This window comes from Roseibium sp., assembly GCF_965229775.1.
Classification (GTDB): domain Bacteria; phylum Pseudomonadota; class Alphaproteobacteria; order Rhizobiales; family Stappiaceae; genus Roseibium.
In genome coordinates, this window is the sequence record NZ_OZ245929.1 from 5095832 (window position 1) to 5113772 (window position 17941).

The 17941-nt window shown below is 59.7% G+C and carries 12 protein-coding genes; 5 read left to right on the forward strand and 7 right to left on the reverse strand.

All coding sequences use genetic code 11. The features are described from left to right. The first annotated feature begins 393 nt into the window (after positions 1-393). Positions 394-4080 carry a vitamin B12-dependent ribonucleotide reductase gene (locus tag ACO07N_RS22955; RefSeq protein ID WP_421983236.1) on the forward strand — a complete coding sequence of 1229 codons (3687 nt, stop codon included), beginning with the start codon at positions 394-396 and terminating at the stop codon, positions 4078-4080. 179 nt (positions 4081-4259) lie between these two features. Here the strand turns inward: ACO07N_RS22955 and ACO07N_RS22960 are convergent, their stop codons facing one another. Next, the gene (locus ACO07N_RS22960) at positions 4260-5297 is read right to left on the reverse strand and encodes a GlxA family transcriptional regulator (RefSeq protein ID WP_421983237.1); all 1038 of its coding nucleotides are present in this window, start codon (positions 5295-5297) and stop codon (positions 4260-4262) included. Between the two features lie 123 nt (positions 5298-5420). Here ACO07N_RS22960 and ACO07N_RS22965 point away from each other — a divergent pair, with 123 nt between their 5' ends. Together ACO07N_RS22965 and ACO07N_RS22970 are read left to right on the forward strand one after the other, a co-directional pair. Then, positions 5421-6227, forward strand: a complete 807-nt coding sequence (locus ACO07N_RS22965; RefSeq protein WP_421983238.1) for a class I SAM-dependent methyltransferase — start codon at positions 5421-5423, stop codon at positions 6225-6227. Between the two features lie 326 nt (positions 6228-6553). Then, positions 6554-7411: a hypothetical protein gene (locus tag ACO07N_RS22970; RefSeq protein ID WP_421983239.1), complete on the forward strand. Its 858-nt coding sequence runs from the start codon at positions 6554-6556 to the stop codon at positions 7409-7411. 227 nt (positions 7412-7638) lie between these two features. Here ACO07N_RS22970 and ACO07N_RS22975 read toward each other — a convergent pair whose 3' ends face one another. Continuing rightward, the gene (locus ACO07N_RS22975) at positions 7639-8481 is read right to left on the reverse strand and encodes a class I SAM-dependent methyltransferase (protein WP_421983240.1); all 843 of its coding nucleotides are present in this window, start codon (positions 8479-8481) and stop codon (positions 7639-7641) included. A gap of 209 nt (positions 8482-8690) precedes the next feature. Between ACO07N_RS22975 and ACO07N_RS22980 the strand changes: the two genes are divergently transcribed. Beyond that, on the forward strand, positions 8691-9377 hold the full coding sequence (locus ACO07N_RS22980; protein WP_421983241.1) for a hypothetical protein: 687 nt from the start codon (positions 8691-8693) through the stop codon (positions 9375-9377). Positions 9378-9552: 175 nt separating this feature from the next. Here ACO07N_RS22980 and ACO07N_RS22985 read toward each other — a convergent pair whose 3' ends face one another. From ACO07N_RS22985 to ACO07N_RS23000, 4 genes are all read right to left on the reverse strand, one after another. Next, complete coding sequence (locus tag ACO07N_RS22985; RefSeq protein WP_421983242.1) at positions 9553-10050, reverse strand: GNAT family N-acetyltransferase; 498 nt, start codon at positions 10048-10050, stop codon at positions 9553-9555. A gap of 93 nt (positions 10051-10143) precedes the next feature. Next, positions 10144-10875 (reverse strand): hypothetical protein, encoded by a 732-nt coding sequence (locus ACO07N_RS22990; RefSeq protein ID WP_421983243.1) that lies wholly within the window; start codon positions 10873-10875, stop codon positions 10144-10146. A gap of 137 nt (positions 10876-11012) precedes the next feature. Continuing rightward, entirely contained in the window at positions 11013-12464 is a 1452-nt protein-coding gene (locus ACO07N_RS22995) for a cytochrome-c peroxidase (protein WP_421983244.1), read from the reverse strand. 310 nt (positions 12465-12774) lie between these two features. Next, a complete protein-coding gene (locus tag ACO07N_RS23000; protein WP_421983245.1) occupies positions 12775-13752 on the reverse strand; it encodes a homocysteine S-methyltransferase family protein in 978 nt (325 codons plus the stop codon). A 131-nt stretch (positions 13753-13883) separates the two neighbouring features. Between ACO07N_RS23000 and ACO07N_RS23005 the strand changes: the two genes are divergently transcribed. Next, positions 13884-17348: an AAA family ATPase gene (locus ACO07N_RS23005; protein ID WP_421983246.1), complete on the forward strand. Its 3465-nt coding sequence runs from the start codon at positions 13884-13886 to the stop codon at positions 17346-17348. A 14-nt stretch (positions 17349-17362) separates the two neighbouring features. On the opposite strand, the gene ACO07N_RS23010 is transcribed toward ACO07N_RS23005, so the two are convergent. Continuing rightward, positions 17363-17668, reverse strand: a complete 306-nt coding sequence (locus ACO07N_RS23010) for a hypothetical protein (protein WP_421983247.1) — start codon at positions 17666-17668, stop codon at positions 17363-17365. Positions 17669-17941 lie beyond the last annotated feature (273 nt).

Here is a 17941-nt window from a genome sequence, read left to right on the forward strand (position 1 = left end):
CCACAAGGACGACACAAGCTGTTGTCACTCACGCCTTGACCTTAAGAATTCATTTACATTAGTTTTTCATTATTGCGATGTGCGTAATCGGGAGCCCTGTCCGGGCCCTTCGGTCATCCAGCAACCCTAAAGTAGCCGCGTACCTTTTCCGCGTTCACAAACGAGTGCGGAAGACGGATTTTTGCGTGCTGAATTCAGGGGGCACATCGTGACAAACCTGTTGATGACTACTATATATAGTAGACCCTGACACAGTTAACGCTACATACAGGAATTGCCTGTAGGCATTGAGGTGGCATCCGGCGAGAAGGCAGACGAATTCGTCGCGGCGGATGAGATGCGGAATGGACCGGTTCGGGGCGAACCGGCTGGGGACATAAGGGGACTTTTAGAATGCGGATCGAGCGGCGCTATACCAAGGAAGGCCAATCGCCTTACGCCGACATTGAATTTCGGACGGCAACGAGCGAAATCCGGAACCCGGACGGCTCCATTGTGTTCCGCCTGGAGGACATTCAGGTCCCGGCGCAGTTTTCGCAGGTCGCGTCGGACATCCTGGCCCAGAAATATTTCCGCAAGGCCGGCGTCCCGGCAAAACTGAAGCCGGTCGAGGAAAACACGGTGCCCTCCTGGCTGTGGCGCCACGAAGCCGACGAAGACGCCATGGGTGACCTTGCCGAAGACGCCCGCTACGGGTCGGAGATCGACGGCAGACAGGTATTCGACCGCCTGGCCGGCACCTGGACCTATTGGGGCTGGAAAGGCGGATACTTCGACCAGGAGTCCGACGCACAGGCGTTCTACGACGAACTGCGCTACATGCTGGCAACGCAGAAGGTTGCGCCGAACTCCCCGCAATGGTTCAACACCGGCCTGCATTGGGCCTACGGCATCGATGGCCCGAGCCAGGGCCATTTCTACGTGGACTACCAGTCCGGCAAGCTGACGAAATCCAAGACGGCCTACGAACATCCCCAGCCGCATGCCTGCTTCATCCAGTCCGTTCAGGACGATCTGGTGAATGATGGCGGCATCATGGACCTGTGGGTGCGCGAAGCGCGCCTGTTCAAATACGGCTCCGGCACCGGCTCGAACTTCTCGTTCGTGCGCTCCGAAGGCGAGCGGCTTTCCGGCGGCGGCAAGTCGTCCGGCCTGATGAGCTTCCTGAAGATCGGCGACCGCGCGGCGGGCGCGATCAAGTCCGGCGGCACGACACGCCGCGCGGCCAAGATGGTCGTGGTCGATGTCGATCACCCCGACATCGAGGAATATGTCAACTGGAAGGTCAAGGAAGAACAGAAGGTGGCGGCGCTCGTCACAGGCTCCAGGATCTGCCAGAAGCACCTGTCCGCGATCATGCGCGCCTGCGTCAACTGCGAGGCGGATAACGGCGACTGTTTCGACCCGGCCAAGAACCCGGCCCTGAAGCGCGAGATTCGCGCCGCGAAGAAGATGATGGTGCCGGAGAACTACATCCAGCGCGTCATCCAGTTCGCCCGTCAGGGGTTCACCAAGATCGAGTTCCCGACCTACAACACCGACTGGGACTCCGAGGCCTACCTGACCGTTGCCGGACAGAACTCCAACAACTCCGTCCGCGTGACAGATGGCTTCCTGGGTGCTGTCGTCGATGATGGCGAATGGGACCTGACGGCCCGCCGCACCGGCGAAACGCTGAAAACGATCAAGGCGAAGGAGCTCTGGGAACAGATAGGTTATGCCGCGTGGGCATCCGCCGATCCGGGCCTGCAGTACCACACCACGATCAACGACTGGCACACCTGCCTTGCGGACGGCGAAATTCGGGCCTCCAACCCGTGCTCGGAATACATGTTCCTGGACGACACGGCCTGTAACCTGGCGTCCCTGAACCTGATGCAGTTCCGCAATGAAGACCGGTCCTTTGCCATCGACAACTACGAGCACGCCGTCCGCCTGTGGACGATCGTTCTCGAGATCTCGGTGCTGATGGCACAGTTCCCGTCCAAGGAAATCGCGGAACTCTCCTACAAGTTCCGTACGCTCGGGCTCGGCTACGCCAATATCGGCGGCCTCCTGATGACATCCGGCATTTCCTACGATTCCGATGAAGGCCGCGCGCTTTGCGGCGCGCTGACAGCGGTCATGACCGGTGTCGCCTATGCAACGTCTGCCGAGATGGCCGGCGAACTGGGCTCCTTCCCGGGCTACAAGAAAAACGCCAAGCACATGCTGAAGGTGATCCGCAATCACCGCCGCGCTGCCCATGGCGAGACGACCGGCTATGAGGGCCTGAACACGCCTCCGGTCGCGCTAGACCATGCAAGCTGCCCGGACAAGGAGATCATCGAACGCGCCAGAAAGGCCTGGGACCGCGCCCTGGAGCTCGGAGAAAAGAACGGCTACCGGAACGCGCAGTCCACCGTGATCGCGCCGACCGGGACCATCGGCCTCGTCATGGACTGCGACACCACCGGCATCGAACCCGACTTTGCCCTGGTCAAGTTCAAGAAGCTGGCCGGCGGCGGCTACTTCAAGATCATCAACCGTGCGGTTCCCGAAGCCTTGCGTGTGCTCGGTTATTCGGAAAGCGAGATCGGCGAGATCGAGGCCTATGCGGTCGGTCACGGTTCGATCGACCAGGCGCCCGGCATCAACCCGGCCAGCCTCTCCGCGAAGGGCTTCACCGAGGAAAGCCTGGGCAAGCTCAAGGACGGCATGAAGTCGGCCTTCGACATCAAATTCGTGTTCAACCGCTGGACCCTTGGCGACGACCAGCTGAAATCGCTCGGCGTCTCCGACGAACAGCTGGAAGACACCGAGTTCGATCTCCTCACCTTCCTGGGCTACTCCAAGGCCGATATCGAGGCGGCGAACACGCATGTCTGCGGCGCCATGACCCTGGAAGGCGCTCCCTTCCTGAAGGAAGAGCACTACCCGGTCTTCGACTGCGCCAACCCGTGCGGCCGCATCGGCAAGCGCTTCCTGTCGGTGGAAAGCCACATCCGCATGATGGCGGCAGCCCAGCCCTTCATCTCCGGCGCGATCTCCAAGACGATCAACATGCCGAACGATGCAACGGTTGAGGACTGCAAGGAAGCCTACATGCTCTCCTGGAAGCTCGCCCTGAAAGCGAACGCGCTCTATCGCGACGGCTCCAAGCTGTCACAGCCGCTGAACGCGCAGCTTCTGGCCGACGATGACGAAGAGCAGGACGAGGCCATCGAGGACATCGCCGCCAAGCCGCAGGCCGCCAAGGCCGAAGTCGTGGCGGAACGGATCGTCGAACGCATCGTCGAGCGGGTTGTCCGCGAACAGGAAAAACTGCCGGCACGGCGCAAGGGGTACACCCAGAAAGCCAAGATCGGCGGACACACCGTCTTCCTGCGGACCGGCGAATACCACGACGGCCGTCTCGGCGAGATCTTCCTGGACATGAACAAGGAAGGCTCCGCGCTGCGCGCCTTCATCAACAACTTCGCCATCTCCGTCTCGCTAGGCCTGCAATATGGTGTGCCGCTCGAGGAATATGTCGACGCGTTCACCTTCACCAAGTTCGAGCCGGCCGGCATGGTCCAGGGCAACGACGCCATCAAGAACGCAACGTCGATCCTCGACTACGTGTTCCGCGAGCTTGCCGTGTCCTATCTCGGCCGTCACGACCTTGCTCACGTTCCGCCGGAAGTCTTCGGCAGCACGGGTGAAGGCACGTCGTCCGGTGAGGACCGCGGCCAGGGCGGACAGATCGTCTCCCATGGCCTCGTGCGCGGCCAGACCGAGCGGTTCCGCCTTGTTTCCAGCGCCGGAGAACCGGCCGGTGAATCCACGGAGGCGATCTCGGTCCAGACGGCGAATACGCCGGCGGCCCAGGTGTCGGCAGTCGCAACGGCCTTCGCCCGCGGCACGGAAGCCGCGGCGGCCGTCGAAGTGGGCACCACGGCCCCTGCCCCGCAGGTTGCCACGGCGGCCCAGCAGATCGCCCAGGCCCGTATGAAAGGCTATGAGGGTGAAAGCTGCGGCGAATGCGGCAACTTCACCATGGTCCGCAACGGCACCTGCCTGAAATGCGACACCTGCGGCGCGACCAGCGGCTGCAGCTGACGGTTCAGTCGGAAGACCGCCAAGGCCGGCCAACCACCGGCCACAGCGCGGCTTCCGGCGCCCAGATGAAGAAGACCCGCCCATCGGCAACGATCGGGCGGGTTTTTGCTTCTGAAAAGCGGAAGACGGATGCAGGCAACGCGGACCGGCAGAGCGGAACGGCGGCGCGGACCGATGGCTCAGCGGGCTGACAGAAAACCTTTGCCTGAAAAGCGGCGACGGTACTCGGCGGGACTGAGGCCGGTCATCTTTCTGAAAAGCCGGCGGAATGCGCGCGGGTCGGAATATCCGACTGCCTCTGAAATCGAGTCGACACTCTTACCGTCCATTTCGAGGAACTGCTTGGCTTCCTCTACCCTCAAAGACTGAACATAGTCCCTCGGGCTGTAGCCGGTCGCCGCGCGGAAACGCCGGTCGAAGGTTCGCCTCGGGAGACCGGTGCGGGCTATCATGCGGCCGACCAGATCGCTTTCACTGTAGGTGTTGGCTAGCCAGGCCTGGCACTCCTGAATGACCGCATCTTCGCTCTGAAGTTTCCTCGACGGAGCTGCATAGTGTCTCTGGCCATCGGGCTTGGGATCCACGCAATAAAATCGGGCGGATTTCGATGCGTGCTCGGGACCTATGTACCGCGCGATCAGATAAAGCGCGAGATCCTGCCAGGACGCCATCCCGCCCGACATCACGATCGAGTCCCCTTCGCCCGCGAAAGCGAGCGTGCGGTCCGGACAAAAGGCCACCTGCGGATACCGCTGTCGGAAGATCTCCCGCATGGACCAGTGCGCCGTCGCCGCTTCGCCGTCAAGAAGACCGGCATCTGCCAGCAGTGCGGAGCCGGAACAGGCGGTTGCCAGGCGCGCCCCGGCACAATACCGGTCCATCACCCAGTCGATTTCCGGTCCGAGAACCTCGCTTGGCGGGGTCAAGGCGCCGATCCGGAAATTCGGAAGGCAAACGATCTCCGCATCGTCCGCGTTTTCAAGTGTCGCGTCGGGCATTACCGGCACGCCGCTTATGCAGCGGAACGGATCTCCCGTGCGCGCAACGATCCTGACGCGGGTCAAGGGCGGTGTGGCTGTGCCTTCGGTGATCGTGGACCACGCCGAACCGACCGAAGCAAGCAGGTCGTAGAGTCCGTAAAGAATGGCCCCCCTGCAGCTCTCTGCCGCCAGAACGTCGATCCGGAGCGGATCAATCGTGAAATCTCTCGGCTGCATGTTGTTTGCCTCCCTTGTCAAACCCACTGGCCGAATTGGTCCGTTTGTGGCCAGCCCGGCCCTGCCGTGCGCCTTCACCATACGGCAACTTTGAAATACCTACGAAACTTTGAGAGGAAAACCATGACCTACGAAGCATTCAGATTCGCGGAAAAGGAAGCCTGGGACGCGCGCGCAGCCACCTACGACAACTTCACGGGACAGGTGACAACCGGGGCTATTCCGACGCTTCTGGCGTTGGCCGAAACGGCCCCCGGCAAACACATTCTCGACCTTTGCTGCGGAACCGGACGCGTGGCCGGTGCTGCCAGCGCACTCGGTGCTGTTGCGGACGGCCTCGATATCTCTCCTGCGATGATCGACAGGGCAAAGGCAGCCTTTCCCTCGACCCCGTTCGAAGTGGGCGACGCCGAGACCATACCGAGAGAGACCGGGCACTACGATGGCGTAATCTGTTCCTTCGGCATCATGCATATCGGCAACACCGAGGCCATGCTCAAGGACGTCGCCCGGGTTCTGAAACCAGGTGGCCGCGTCGCCCTCAGCCATTGGATCGGCCCGCCGGCATCACAGCTGTTCCGGATAGTGTTCAGCGCCATGCAGCAGTTCGCAGACATGAGCGTCGTACCGCCCGCGCCGGCCCCGTTTGCGCTGTCCACCGAGGACGCAATGCGTGCGGCCCTCGAAAAGGCCGGCTTTCGCAGCGTGGCATGCGTGCGCCTGCCACTGATGTTTACCGCTCCCGCCGGAGAATTCGTCGGTCATTTCAGGAAATTCGCTGGAAGAGCTGCCGTGATCCTCGACAAGCAAGAAAACGATGTGCTGAAGCAGATCTACGACGCATGGGACAGCCAGCTGGAAGAATACCTCGTGGAAGGCGCCTACCAGGTGCCCATGCCTGCACTGGCCGTTTCGGCGGTCCGTGAATAGATGGCCGGACAGGATTTGCCCCCTTCTGCCGATCGAGGCAGAACCGGCAAGGTCCGCCAACCACCGGCCACAGCGCGGCTTCCGGCCCCGGATGCAGAAGACCCACCCATCGGCAACGATCGGGCGGGCTCTGTTATTCAAGGCCGCGCATGCATGGAACGGGCGGGTGATGGACGTTTGCGGCACAGGCAATGATGGTTTGATGTGTCGGCCTAATAGAACTTCTTCAAGAACGTTTTTTTGAAAGGCAGGCAGTTACCGACAACGCGCGGATGCCATATATTGGTTTGAAGGATTGAGTGACCAAGAAGAGACCGGAGACTGATGTGTCACCAAGCAAGGGCCGCGTTGAAAGACTGATCGATGCCATAGGCGCAGAGTTCCAGTCTCATCTCATCGACTTGTGGAACACCTCCACGGTCTTTGATATCCAGGACGGCGCAGTTCAAAAGATGATCTCCCGCGAAGCGCCATTTGGTGTCATCGGGATCAAGATCCTGACGCGCAATCCGGGAGACACAAATCGGCTTTTTGAGCACCAGTGGAATTTCAGCATCGGTGTCACCGGATGTGAATTCAAGCTTTTGGATGTCGACTACCAGAACGACGTTTGGATCGGTGATGCGAATTCCGCCGAATTCGCCGGGCACGAACAGATTGCCTACAAAACGGTTGAGCACATGATTGCCTTTCATGGCGACGATTTCGGCGTCGGAAAAGTCTTCATTGATAAGATTGGGGCTCTCTGCGCCAGCCTGCTTGAAAAGCCACCCTTGTTCTTTCGACTGCCGCGCAGGGCGCCACCCGCCTACAGGTACACACCAGCCCCCCGGGCCATTCGCGAGGAACTGGGCCTGTCATCTGATGACCGCGTGGTTCTGATTGAGGCGATGATCAAGGAGCACGGCATCGATCCGTATGAGATCCTTCTGTCCTTCCATTCCGATGAAAACTTCTGGCTGGTCGATCTCCCTGAATCGCTTGTCGACCGGTACCAGCATGGTCTGATCGATCCGAGCCTTGGTGAGCACCATTCAAATCTTGAGGTTGGGGTCTCCATTACTGCGGAGGCTCTGAGGAACAGGGTCCGGCAGACGTCAAACAGTGCCGGGCGCGAGAATGGCGTTTTTTTCTCCATGTCCGGAAGCGGGTCTGCGTCAGGTTATTTGAACGGATTGACTTGACGTTGGCGGGTGTCTTCCTTTTGCGCTGCCAGGCGGCGCGCAATTCGCGGTAACCCCCTCTCTGACACGATCCGGATCTTCGCGGTGTATCGGACAGTGTCCGCTCCGGGCCGTTCACGGCCAAGCCTCACCTGGGCGGTAATCGGCCGCCCGTCACGGTATGAACGACTATCCGTACTTTGGCAGTAGTCGGTATCTAGGGTCTTCGGAACCTCCCGGTTCGCCAATCATCGGGAACAGGAAAACAGATTCACGACGGCAGGCACCACGGCAGCGTCACCTTTCCTGAATGTTTCAAAGGCGGCAACGACCGCGCTTTCGATTGCTGCTGCGTCGGCTTCCGAGCCGTTATGGGCCTTCATGATGCGCGCGGCAGGACCCACCTTGCTTGCGGCCCGCGCAGCACCGGCAATCCCGCCCGGAGGCGTGAGCGCGACGTCCAACTCGTGCGCTTCAATATTGGACACACCAGCGCTGGCCAACAGATTGGCGACACGCTCGCGGTCCTGAAAGGCTGTCGGACCCGGCTTATCGGGGTCTGCCTTTGCCAGCGCCCCCAGCCTTTTCTCGGCCGCTTGTTCCGGGATCGCGAACCAGGGGTTCTTTGCCACGGAAGCCCAGCTGACGAAGATCATTTTGCCGTTGTCGGTCAAGGCATTGGAAAGGTTCTTCAGCGCTGCGACCGTGTCGGAAAAGAAACTCATGCCCAATCGCGAGACAAGAAGGTTGAAAGGCCGGGCTGAAAAGTCATGGGTTTGAGCATCTGCCAACAGAAAAGATGCGTTGGCAACGCCTTCCGTTTTCACCCGGTCGGCCGCGCGTTTCAGAAGCGGACCGGAGATATCGACGCCAAGGACGTGTCCGCCCGGCGCGCGTCGGGCGGCTTCGAGTGTGCTTGCGCCGGTTCCACAGCCTATATCGAGGATACGGTCCGTTGATGCAATGCCGGCGGCATCGAGCATCTTGTCCAGCATCCCGGCCATCGCGGTATCCAGAGCATGTTCGTGTTCAATCCATTTCAGGCCTGCAGGAGAAGCCCAATACTCAGCCTGCACTTTGTTTGCATCCATCAATTGCCACCCTGTTTCGGCCAGCCTAACAGGAATTTGCCACGCCGCTAAATTCTCGGACAGGTCGGGTTTTCGGGGCCGGCGTCAACGCGCGGCCCACCGGTCTTTCTGCACTTTCGGTGTCTTCCAGCAAAAATGGGCGAAGCAGACAGCCATCACTTGGCGCTTCCAGTTCAGACGGTGATGAACCTGTCTGAACGCGGACCGAAATGAGCCTTCAGCACACGCGTATTCAGCCTCTGGAATTGCCGATTTGGCGCATTTTTAACGTTTCAGGGTCGCTACGGCGGCCACCTTTGACGGGCAAAAAACGCTGTCACTGCAATCTTCAAGCGTCAAAAACAAACACTATGAAGATGGAGACAATTTTCATGTCCTGGAAAGTATTTGCCAAAAAGCACAACTCCAAGACCGAGTGGATTCAGCTGTACCATAACCTCGACTATCCGGATGCGGTTTTGGTTGTCCTTCAGTCAACCGGCGGTCAGCTGCTAAAGCAGGTAAGGCAATCCGGCATCCAGATACGGTACTCTGACATAGAGCTGAAATGCGGGGTCGCGCTCCCAATGAATTCAGCCTTCGAAGGAATTTTCTATACGCCGATGAGGGATCTGCGCGGAATGAAGCTGCCGTCACCTTTGAGTGTCAACACAGCTTCACCCGAACGGCAGGTCGATGTTCAGACGATGACGACAGCACCCAACGGCCTCGAACCGCCGAACTGTTCCTATCAGGCCAGTTTCAACCGCCTCATGAAGGAGCAGTCCTTCAGTGTCCTGGCCGGAAAGGTCAACATGAACCCGTTCAGGGGCGTCGCCGGGCTTCAAGACAAGATCAAGAAACTGGTCGAAGCTGAAATGCGCCTTTGTGAGCGAAGCTCGTTTTCCAGACCATAACTTCGGCCGGCGCCGGCCGGATTATTCTGTGTCGCCGCCGGTGAGACTCGGTCTCGCCGGCGGAACCAGTTTCTGTTTCAGGGAAAATCGTGCTGTGGCCACGTCGCCATTGTTCCCCGTTGGTGTTGGCTGTCGATCACAGAAAGCCACAAACACCGAACAGGGCGTACGCGCTTCAGTTTGCCGTGATCCGAGCCATCTGGAGAGCGTCACAATAGCCGCTTTCGGTGCGTACGTAGTCTCGCATGTGTCCTTCCTGTTCGAACCCGAGTGACCGGTAGAGTTCGATGGCCCTTGCGTTGTCCGCCCAAACGACCAGACTGAGACGCCTGATCCGGTAAAAGCCGTCACACAGCCGGATGACTTCCTCAATCAGGGTACGGGCAATGCCGTTGCCCTGATGCTCATCTTGCGTAACGACCATGTTGAGTTCGGCGGAATGCGCGGCGCGCGGTATGTTTTGGTGCAAAACGAGTTCCGCAAAGCCGACAACAGCGCCGTTCCGGTCGGCGACGATCTGCACCAGGTTCGGATCCGCAGCCAGGCGGTCTTCCGTGTTCTTGAGGCGCATATAGGGCAATCGCATCGATCCGAGAACGACGTGGGAGCTTGTCAGGATCGCATGCAGACTAGGTGCGTCGGCAGGCTCGGCGTGGCGTATCTCGAAATTCATCAAACCCTCCTCAGGGTGTCGCGGCCGCTGCTGGAGCGGCCGCTGCTCTGTTCACAATGGTCCGTTTGTTCGCATGGAACCAGTCCGCAATGGTCAAAGCCCCGTTCGCTTGGGCAGCGGAACATACATGTGCACGTGGGTCTGGGTGGAAAACTCGCCGGTCATTGGCCCATGTGATTCACCATCGCTGTGCCAGGCGATGGCCAGTTCCGAGATCAGCTGTTCACCCGTCAACTGAAGGCAGGGCGTGATGACACGAAAGACTTTCGCATCTCCGTTCTCATCGGCGGTGAAGACATTTTCGGTTCCATCCCTGGACCCGAGCGGCGTGTCGTAGAAGCCGAGAAAGGGCTCCGTCGGCGGCCAGATCGCAAAATCGTGCCAGACCGTGTAAAGCCCGTTCGGAACAAGGTTCTCAAAGTGAAGGTTCACGATTCCTTTGCCGTCCGCACAGCTGTAGTGTCCGGTGCCCTTGGCAGAGAACCATTGGCCCAGAGTAATGCCGAGCGCCTTGCCGCGCGGCCAGGGACCGGTGTTCTCGATCTGAAGGGGTGTGTGGGGAACAGCAACGGCCGGGGCGTAGAGCGGAGCATCCATGTTCCGCGTTGCACCGGTCGGGCGAAACACCTCGCCCGAACCCGACACCTTTTCAAAGAAAACGTCCTGTTCGGCCAGTTGTTCGTCAATGTGGAAAATGAAGGCCAGGGACATGCTTTCGTCCATGTCGTAGCCGGCACTTTGCGAGATCATCTGAACGGCATCGTCCGCCGCCGCAGGCATCGCTGTCGAGAGCGCAAGGGTCATTGCAAGAAGTTGGCGTTTCATGTGATTTCCTTTCTGCTTCGGGGTTCAGATGCCCGGACCTGTCTTTCGGTCACGAGCCTGATTGTCCGCATCGCGCGGATCGGACAAATTTCAGTTTCTCCGCCGGGGTCACCGGAACGGTATTTGACGGGTCCCGTTTAGGGCGCCCTGCGTGGCGGAGGCTGCGGTGACAGGCCGGACGGCACTTTCAGCGGAACCAGATCGCTTCTTTCCCGCATCGCCGGATCGGTGAGGCTTTGAAGAAAGGCGACCAGTTGCGCCACTTCCCTGTCGCTGAGATCGACAGCTTCAAGATCGCTGGCATCGGCGATACGGTTTCTGAGACGGTCGTTCGACTGGATCCAGGTGTCCCGGCGATCGAATGCACTCCGGCGGGCGGGGTTTATCGGCCTGAATATCAACCTCGATCCCTGGCCGGTCGGCTCGATCACATGATCGAGCTTCGGCAGATCTGTACCGTCATATTCGTGAAGAGAGGATTCCGGCTGGAGGTGATGCCGGACGACACTCTCAAGCGTGTCGTAGGCCCCGGAATGTCCCCATGGACCGGTCAGCGCGACATTCAACAAGGACGGTGTCCTGAAAGCGAAAAGATCCTCTTTTTCAAAGGTGACGCGAAAGCGTCCTTCATCCTCGAGCCGGTCCATGAAACCGCTCATGCGCCAGTAGCTCGTGTCGCTGCCATGGCCCTTGCCGGGACCTGTTTGCGGTACCGCAATCGCGTGAAAGCTGTGGTCGGTCAGAAGCGGGCCCGCATGACAGTCATCGCATCCCGCACGGCCGTAGAATAGATCGATGCCAGACCAGACATCGCCGCTGAGCCGGGCAAAGTCGCCGTCGCGAAGTGTCCGTTCAAACGGGCTGCCGTTCGATCTGAAGGCAACGCCCTGAAACGCTGCAAGTGCGTTGGCCGCTTGAACAAAGGAGATGTCACCGGGTCCAAAGGCAGCTCGGAACAGGTCACGGTACGCGCCTATTTCGGAAAGCCTCCGTGCAAGAAGGTCCCACGCATCGGAAAGACGATCTTCCGCGACCGCGGTGGCAACGCTGTTTTCACCCTTTTGCCCCGCCATTTCGACGGGTGACAGGACCGGGAACATGGCCTGGGCTGCAAGCAGGCTTTCGAGGCCCTCAGGCAGATGCTCGCGCCCCGGGCTCCAGAAGCCGCTTTTGAAAACACCATCTGGATCGGGTTCCAGGCGGCCATCGTGAAAAAAGGATCTGTAGGACCGTGCACCGATATTGTAGAGCGGTTGAGCATTTCGTGGCACGCGGCCTGTGACGCCAGCTTGGCCTGTTCTGCGATCGGCCCCAAACCCTTCGCCGCCCTCGCCGATCGACAGGGCAAGATCGTCGCCTGTCCCCCGGCTCGGATCGTGGCAGGTTCCGCAGGAAATGTTGCGGTTGCCCGACAGGATCGGGTCGAAAAAGAGCATCCGGCCCAGTTCGACCAGCGCCGGATCAGGCGCCCCATCGTAAAGATAATCTGTGTCTTTCAGCGGTGTTGGCAGTTCACCGGCTTCGGCTGTAGCGAACGCCGCAAGCGCGGTGGTGGCAATCAGAATTGTTTTCAGTGCCTGACCAGACATTGCGATACTCCTTCACGAAACAACACGAGATCCCGGGTTGTTCAGTCGCCTCACAGGCCCCGGCCGGCAGAACGCCACCAAGCGGGCCGATGACGCTTGTCGATTGAAAAATATGGATTTTGCCCAGACCTGTCGGACGATGTTTCCTCCACGGATACGCCTTCGGAAACGCTTTTCGCGCTTCTGCAGCCGCCAGGAGCGTGCCTCTCGACTTCAAACGCGAAGGCAGATCCGGAGACAAACGCGATCACCAGCACCGGCGGGCCTGCAAGAGAACAACTTGAACGTTTCATTTTCATTCTCCGATTTGTCAGGCCGGTTCGCTTCGCATGAGGCGGGCTTCGGACGCCACGCTGCCCTTGGCTGCAAGGCAAACTTGCTCGATATGCCTGTGGTCCGTTCCGCAGCATCCACCAAGGACAACGAGCTGCGGCATGAACGTCTTGAGTTCGGCGTAGTCACGTCCAGTCTCGACCGGGTTGCCGTCATCGAGTTCTTCCGCCTCGTCGAGTTCCGCATGGCTGAGGCGTGAAGCGTTGGCGCGTATTCCGCAGATCCGGTTTCGCCAGTCGCCGCCGGCACGCAACGTCTCAAAGAAATGATCCGGATGGGCACAGTTCAGCATGAAATAGGCCGGTCCGTAGTCGGTTCGTGCATCCACTTCTTCGATGGCTGCACCAAGGGATTGGCCGGTCGGCAGGCGCCCGTCGGTTTCAACCGTGAACGAGATCACGACAGGCATGCCATGACCCTGCGCTGCCCGGACGATCCCGATCGCTTCCGGTGTGTTATTGATCGTGATAGCCGTTACGAGATCAGCACTCGTCAGGGCAAACGCACCGATCTGGACAGCGTGATAGGCTTCCGCTTCCTCCGGACTCATGATTTCGCCCGGAACGTAGCCGTCTCCGCGCGGCCCGATGCATCCCGACAGGACGCTGCGCAGCCCTGGAAACTCGTCCTGCAAGTCGGCCATCAGGGAAACGGAACGGCGGTTGAGCGTCGCCAATTCTTCTGGATCAACATCCAGCTTTTTGGCCCAGTCAGGGCTTGCACGCCATGTCGCGCTCTCAAAGACGAAGCCGGTTCCGTGTGCCGCGGCAACGGATGCATGGCTGCGGTAATACCGGCGCAGCGCTTCCCTGCCTTCTTCCGTAGCCAGTAGCGGGAATGCGGCAAACAACGGCAAATCGAGACCGTAGTCGAATATCAGCGTTGTCTCGATGCCACCGTCCGTGACAAAGAGATCACCACTCATCTGCGGCAGGGTGTTTGCAATTTCCTTCATGTCGCTTCTCCTGTAGCGTTGACGGGAGAAGGATTGACCGGGCACCGTTTTGCTACCGTCACAAATGCTGGCCTAGCCGCGCTCGAATCGTTAAATTTTCGCCAAATCGGATTCACGGGCGAGGCTGCTGGATGGATCGCGACAACTGTCTTGATATCCGGCTATTGGGACGGCTGGAGATACACTTCAAGGACCGAATGCTGGCGTTTCCGACGCGCCAGGCGGGTTTCCTGATCGGATTGCTTGCCTTGGAAGGACCTTTGCGCCGGGAAGTCGCCGCCGCCCGGTTATGGGGAGAACGTGACGAGGCTCAGGCACGCGCGTCGCTCCGGCAGACGGTCTATCACATCCAGAAGGTATTCGCGTCCGCAGATGCACCGGAACTTGACGTAACGCGGCAAACCATTTCGTTGATGGAGAACTCGTTTCGGACCGACATCGATGTCCTTCTGGAAAACCTGAACAAGAATCCGACCACTGCCGCCAGGGCTTATCGAGGTGAACTTCTTGGAGACGTGGGCCGCGTGGACCCGGCGTTTCAGGACTGGCTCGATCAGGAACGGCGTGGGCTGAACATGAGGATCTCGCAAGGCTGTGCTACCGCGGCAGGACGTTGTCTCGCCGGAAACGATTGGGGTGGGCTTGACGCAATTTCCTCACTCGGTCTGAAAGTCGACCCCTTCAACGAAGACGCAATTCGACAACGCATGGAGGCCCTGGCGCATACGAACCGGAGGGCTTCTGCGCTTGCGGTTTTCGAAGAATTCAAGGAAGCACTGAACTCAGCGCTCAACATCGAACCGGAGCAGGCGACACAACAGCTTCGCGAAAAGATAGCCAACCGGGCTGCAGAAAATTCCCCTGTGCCCGATCCGTCTCCGTCGCCGGAAAGCGATATCGGGTTCCGCGAACGACGAAGCGTCTCGCTGCTCGCGGTCACGCCGTCGGAGATCGTTCCGGATCCGGAGAACTTTGCTGCAGATTTCGCACGCGTGAGCGCGGTTCTCGAAGAGGTCCTTCAGGATGGCTCGGCACAGATCCTCGAACAGTCAGGCCCCGCTGTCGTGTGCGTATTCGGCGCTTCGGGCCTGGTTGAACGCCATGCGGAAGCAGCTGCGCACACAGCCAGTGCGTTGGGGGACCGTAACGGCACGTCATTGAAAATAGCCGTCGTCTCCGGAGATATCGTCGATACGGTCACCGACGGTGCAGCCGGTCTTGACGTCACCGTTCTGGCGCCGCTTCTGTCGCAGGCGAATGTCCTGTTACAGAAAGCTGTACCGGGTCAAAGCGCTCTCTCGCCAGCAACCGTGGCCCGACTGAATGCGCGCGCCATCCATCGGTCCTTCATCGCACGCAAGGCGGAACTGGACGAATTGCAATCCGCCTTCCTCCAGGCACGCCTTGGGCAGGCGCAGGTCGTTGGAATTGTGGGCGAGGCCGGCATCGGAAAATCGACCCTCCTGCGGCGGTTTCTGAGTTCCTGCAAGGATACCCATGTCCTTGTGATTGAGGGGTACGACCGAGAAGCCTCAAGATCGTTCGGCGCCATCGCAAGGTTCCTCGCAAAATGGGTCTCCGGTGGCGAAGATCCAAGCCGCGCTTCGGTCGACGCGGCCATCGGCGCGCAGCGGATCCGTGCCGTTCACCGGGAAGTCCTTTTGGTCCTGCTGGGTCTTGCAAACGTAGCCGAGCGGGACAATCTGGTGCGTGAGGAACAACGCCTGAGGGTCTTCAAGCTTGCGAGCGAAGTCATTCTCGCGGCATGTGAAAAAGGCGAAACCGTACTCGCCGTAGAGGACGTGCATTGGCTTGACCGGGATTCGGCAGAATTCCTGGACCGTCTGATCGGAGAGGTTACGGGAAGTTCCTTGACGGTTCTCACAACGTTTCGTCCGGAATTTCAGGTCAGCTGGATCGGACGAAGTTCGTTCCGGCTGTTACGTCTTGCACCGCTTGCGGACACGGACGCCGCGGAGCTGATTTCTCCCTGGATGGCGGGATTGTCGTCCAGCGCGCGTGACGAAGTGCTGAAACGTGCGGCGGGTAACCCGTTCCTGCTTGTCGAAACCGCGCGGGCCGTTGCCGCCAGCAGCGAAGATACACTCAATGTCGTGCCCGCAACGATCCGCGATGTCCTGAACGCCACAGTCCATCGTCTGGCGTCCGACGAGCGCCGTGTGCTCCAATGCGCCGCGGTCCTGGGCTTCGAAGCACCCGACAATGCCATAGCTGCACTCACGGGTTTCGCGGAAATGCGTCTTGACGACGCCCTGGCAAGGCTCCGGCAGGAGGAACTGCTTGTTCGCAGCGGTATCGACGCTTCCTCGCGACACCGTTTTCGGCACGCACTGCTTCACGAAGCGGTCTACGCCACGATCCCCCGGGAAGATTCAAGGACGTTGCATTCAAGAGCCTGCATCCATCTTCAGGGGCGTGATGACATCGATCCGGCGGCCATTGCACACCACGCCTGGTGCGCGCAGGCTTGGCCGGCCGCGGTTGAATGGTACCGCCAGGCCGGCGACCGCTTTGCGATGCTGTCTTCCTATGCTCTTGCGACCGAGGCCTATGGTCACGCAATTGAAGCTCTCGATAAATGTCAGGAACAGCAGAGCTTAAGCGAGAAGCGTCTTGACCTCGCTCTCAGGCGGCGGCCGGTGCTCGTGCCGCTGGGTCTTTATGAGACCGCACGGGAGGAACTTGACGAGGCAGAGGCTCTTGCCGACCGGATTGACAGTCGCGCTTACCGCATCGCAGTCCACATCAGCAAGAGCTACCTCTACAGTACCCACGGGTATCTGCAGGACGCGATTGTCCATGCCAGACGCGCGAGCGCCGCATGTCAGCCGGAGGAACAGACCGCGTACGAGGCGAAGCTGGCGGAGGGTCAGGCCTTGTCGCTCATGGGAGACTGGCAGGGAACGATCGCACTCCTGGCCCCGACTGTTTCCTACTGGGAGAAGCACCGGCACGAAAGGTTCGGGCATACCGGAACACGATCAGTCTGGTGCCACGGACATCTTTCCAATGCATTTGGTCTCAACGGCCAGATCGAGGCAGCCCGCAGGCACGCCGAACGTGCGTTCGACCTTGCAGGAGAAACCAGGAGACCGCTCGACACGGTTTTCTCGCTCCACCTGCTTGGCAGGGTGCAGCTCTTTGCGGGCAATCCGGAAGAAGCGCTGTCGCTATTGCTGGAAGCCTTGCGTCGTGCTGAGGAAATTGACGCGCCGATCTTCCGGTCCTGGTTCGCCTGCGATGCCTTTCCATTGCTTCTGGCCGCCGGGCGGACCGACGAAGCAGGCAATTTGCTGAACCGCCAGATCGACGTGGCGAAACAACTCAAACTGCGCCAGTTCCACGGTTGGCTGCGGCTGAACAAGTCCGAAATGCTTCGAACCAGCAGGCGTTTCACCGAAGCAGAAGCTGAGGCAAAAGCCGCCCTCGCCAGTGCAAGAGACACAGGCGATCTGGTTCTTGAACCCACTGCTCTGAAGATCCTGGCGCAGTATGAAGACGAAAGCGAGCGTAGGAGTGCGACCGAGGCTGCAATGGATCTCGCAGCACAGCGCGGTCTTGCCATTTTGCGCTGACTGAAAATTCCGGACTATAGATACACCACAGCCGGCAGCAGCAAGATTTCAGATCCTGTTCGGAACATTCCATCGCCCGATTTGCGTACCGGGTTTGAGCTTCGGGACTCTCCGGCGGCCTGTGCAAAGAAATCGCTGTCCGTCCTGAGCACCGTTCTGGCCATGAAGTCACGCCGATTGGTCCGCAGGCTTCGATTCCGATAGTTCAGTCGCTGTTGCCGGGCAATCGTTCCTTCTTCGTCCAACCCCACCAGACGGGAAAAGCCGACCATGTCCATGGCAACGATCGCGGCCAGGCGTCTTTCCAGGGGGTGCTCCATGAAACCATTACTCCGGGACCTGAACCGCGCGTCTTACGGACGCCGCACGATCTTTATCGACCTGAACGGTTCGACACGATCCTATAAGAAAGAGTAGCACAATGCGCGGCGCCGAGGGGCAGGCAAACCGCGATGACATTTCAGACCCGTCAATCGTCATCCGCCCAAAAAGAAGCTCTTCGAAGCAACCTTGGGCGTCCGCTTCGCTCCGTAGGAAAACGTTCGCCGGTTGGACCGTTTATCATCCATTTTCAACGTTCTGAGGTCTGCCGG

Excerpts from the sequence above, each read along its gene's own strand:
- ACO07N_RS23010 (WP_421983247.1), bottom strand. The coding sequence starts at position 17,668 with ATGGAGCACCCCCTGGAAAGACGCCTGGCCGCGATCGTTGCCATGGAC.
- ACO07N_RS22965 (WP_421983238.1), top strand. The coding sequence starts at position 5,421 with ATGACCTACGAAGCATTCAGATTCGCGGAAAAGGAAGCCTGGGACGCG.
- ACO07N_RS22960 (WP_421983237.1), bottom strand. The coding sequence starts at position 5,297 with ATGCAGCCGAGAGATTTCACGATTGATCCGCTCCGGATCGACGTTCTG.
- ACO07N_RS22955 (WP_421983236.1), top strand. The coding sequence starts at position 394 with ATGCGGATCGAGCGGCGCTATACCAAGGAAGGCCAATCGCCTTACGCC.
- ACO07N_RS23005 (WP_421983246.1), top strand. The coding sequence starts at position 13,884 with ATGGATCGCGACAACTGTCTTGATATCCGGCTATTGGGACGGCTGGAG.
- ACO07N_RS22995 (WP_421983244.1), bottom strand. The coding sequence starts at position 12,464 with ATGTCTGGTCAGGCACTGAAAACAATTCTGATTGCCACCACCGCGCTT.
- ACO07N_RS22990 (WP_421983243.1), bottom strand. The coding sequence starts at position 10,875 with ATGAAACGCCAACTTCTTGCAATGACCCTTGCGCTCTCGACAGCGATG.
- ACO07N_RS22975 (WP_421983240.1), bottom strand. The coding sequence starts at position 8,481 with ATGGATGCAAACAAAGTGCAGGCTGAGTATTGGGCTTCTCCTGCAGGC.
- ACO07N_RS22985 (WP_421983242.1), bottom strand. The coding sequence starts at position 10,050 with ATGAATTTCGAGATACGCCACGCCGAGCCTGCCGACGCACCTAGTCTG.
- ACO07N_RS22980 (WP_421983241.1), top strand. The coding sequence starts at position 8,691 with ATGAGCCTTCAGCACACGCGTATTCAGCCTCTGGAATTGCCGATTTGG.
- ACO07N_RS23000 (WP_421983245.1), bottom strand. The coding sequence starts at position 13,752 with ATGAAGGAAATTGCAAACACCCTGCCGCAGATGAGTGGTGATCTCTTT.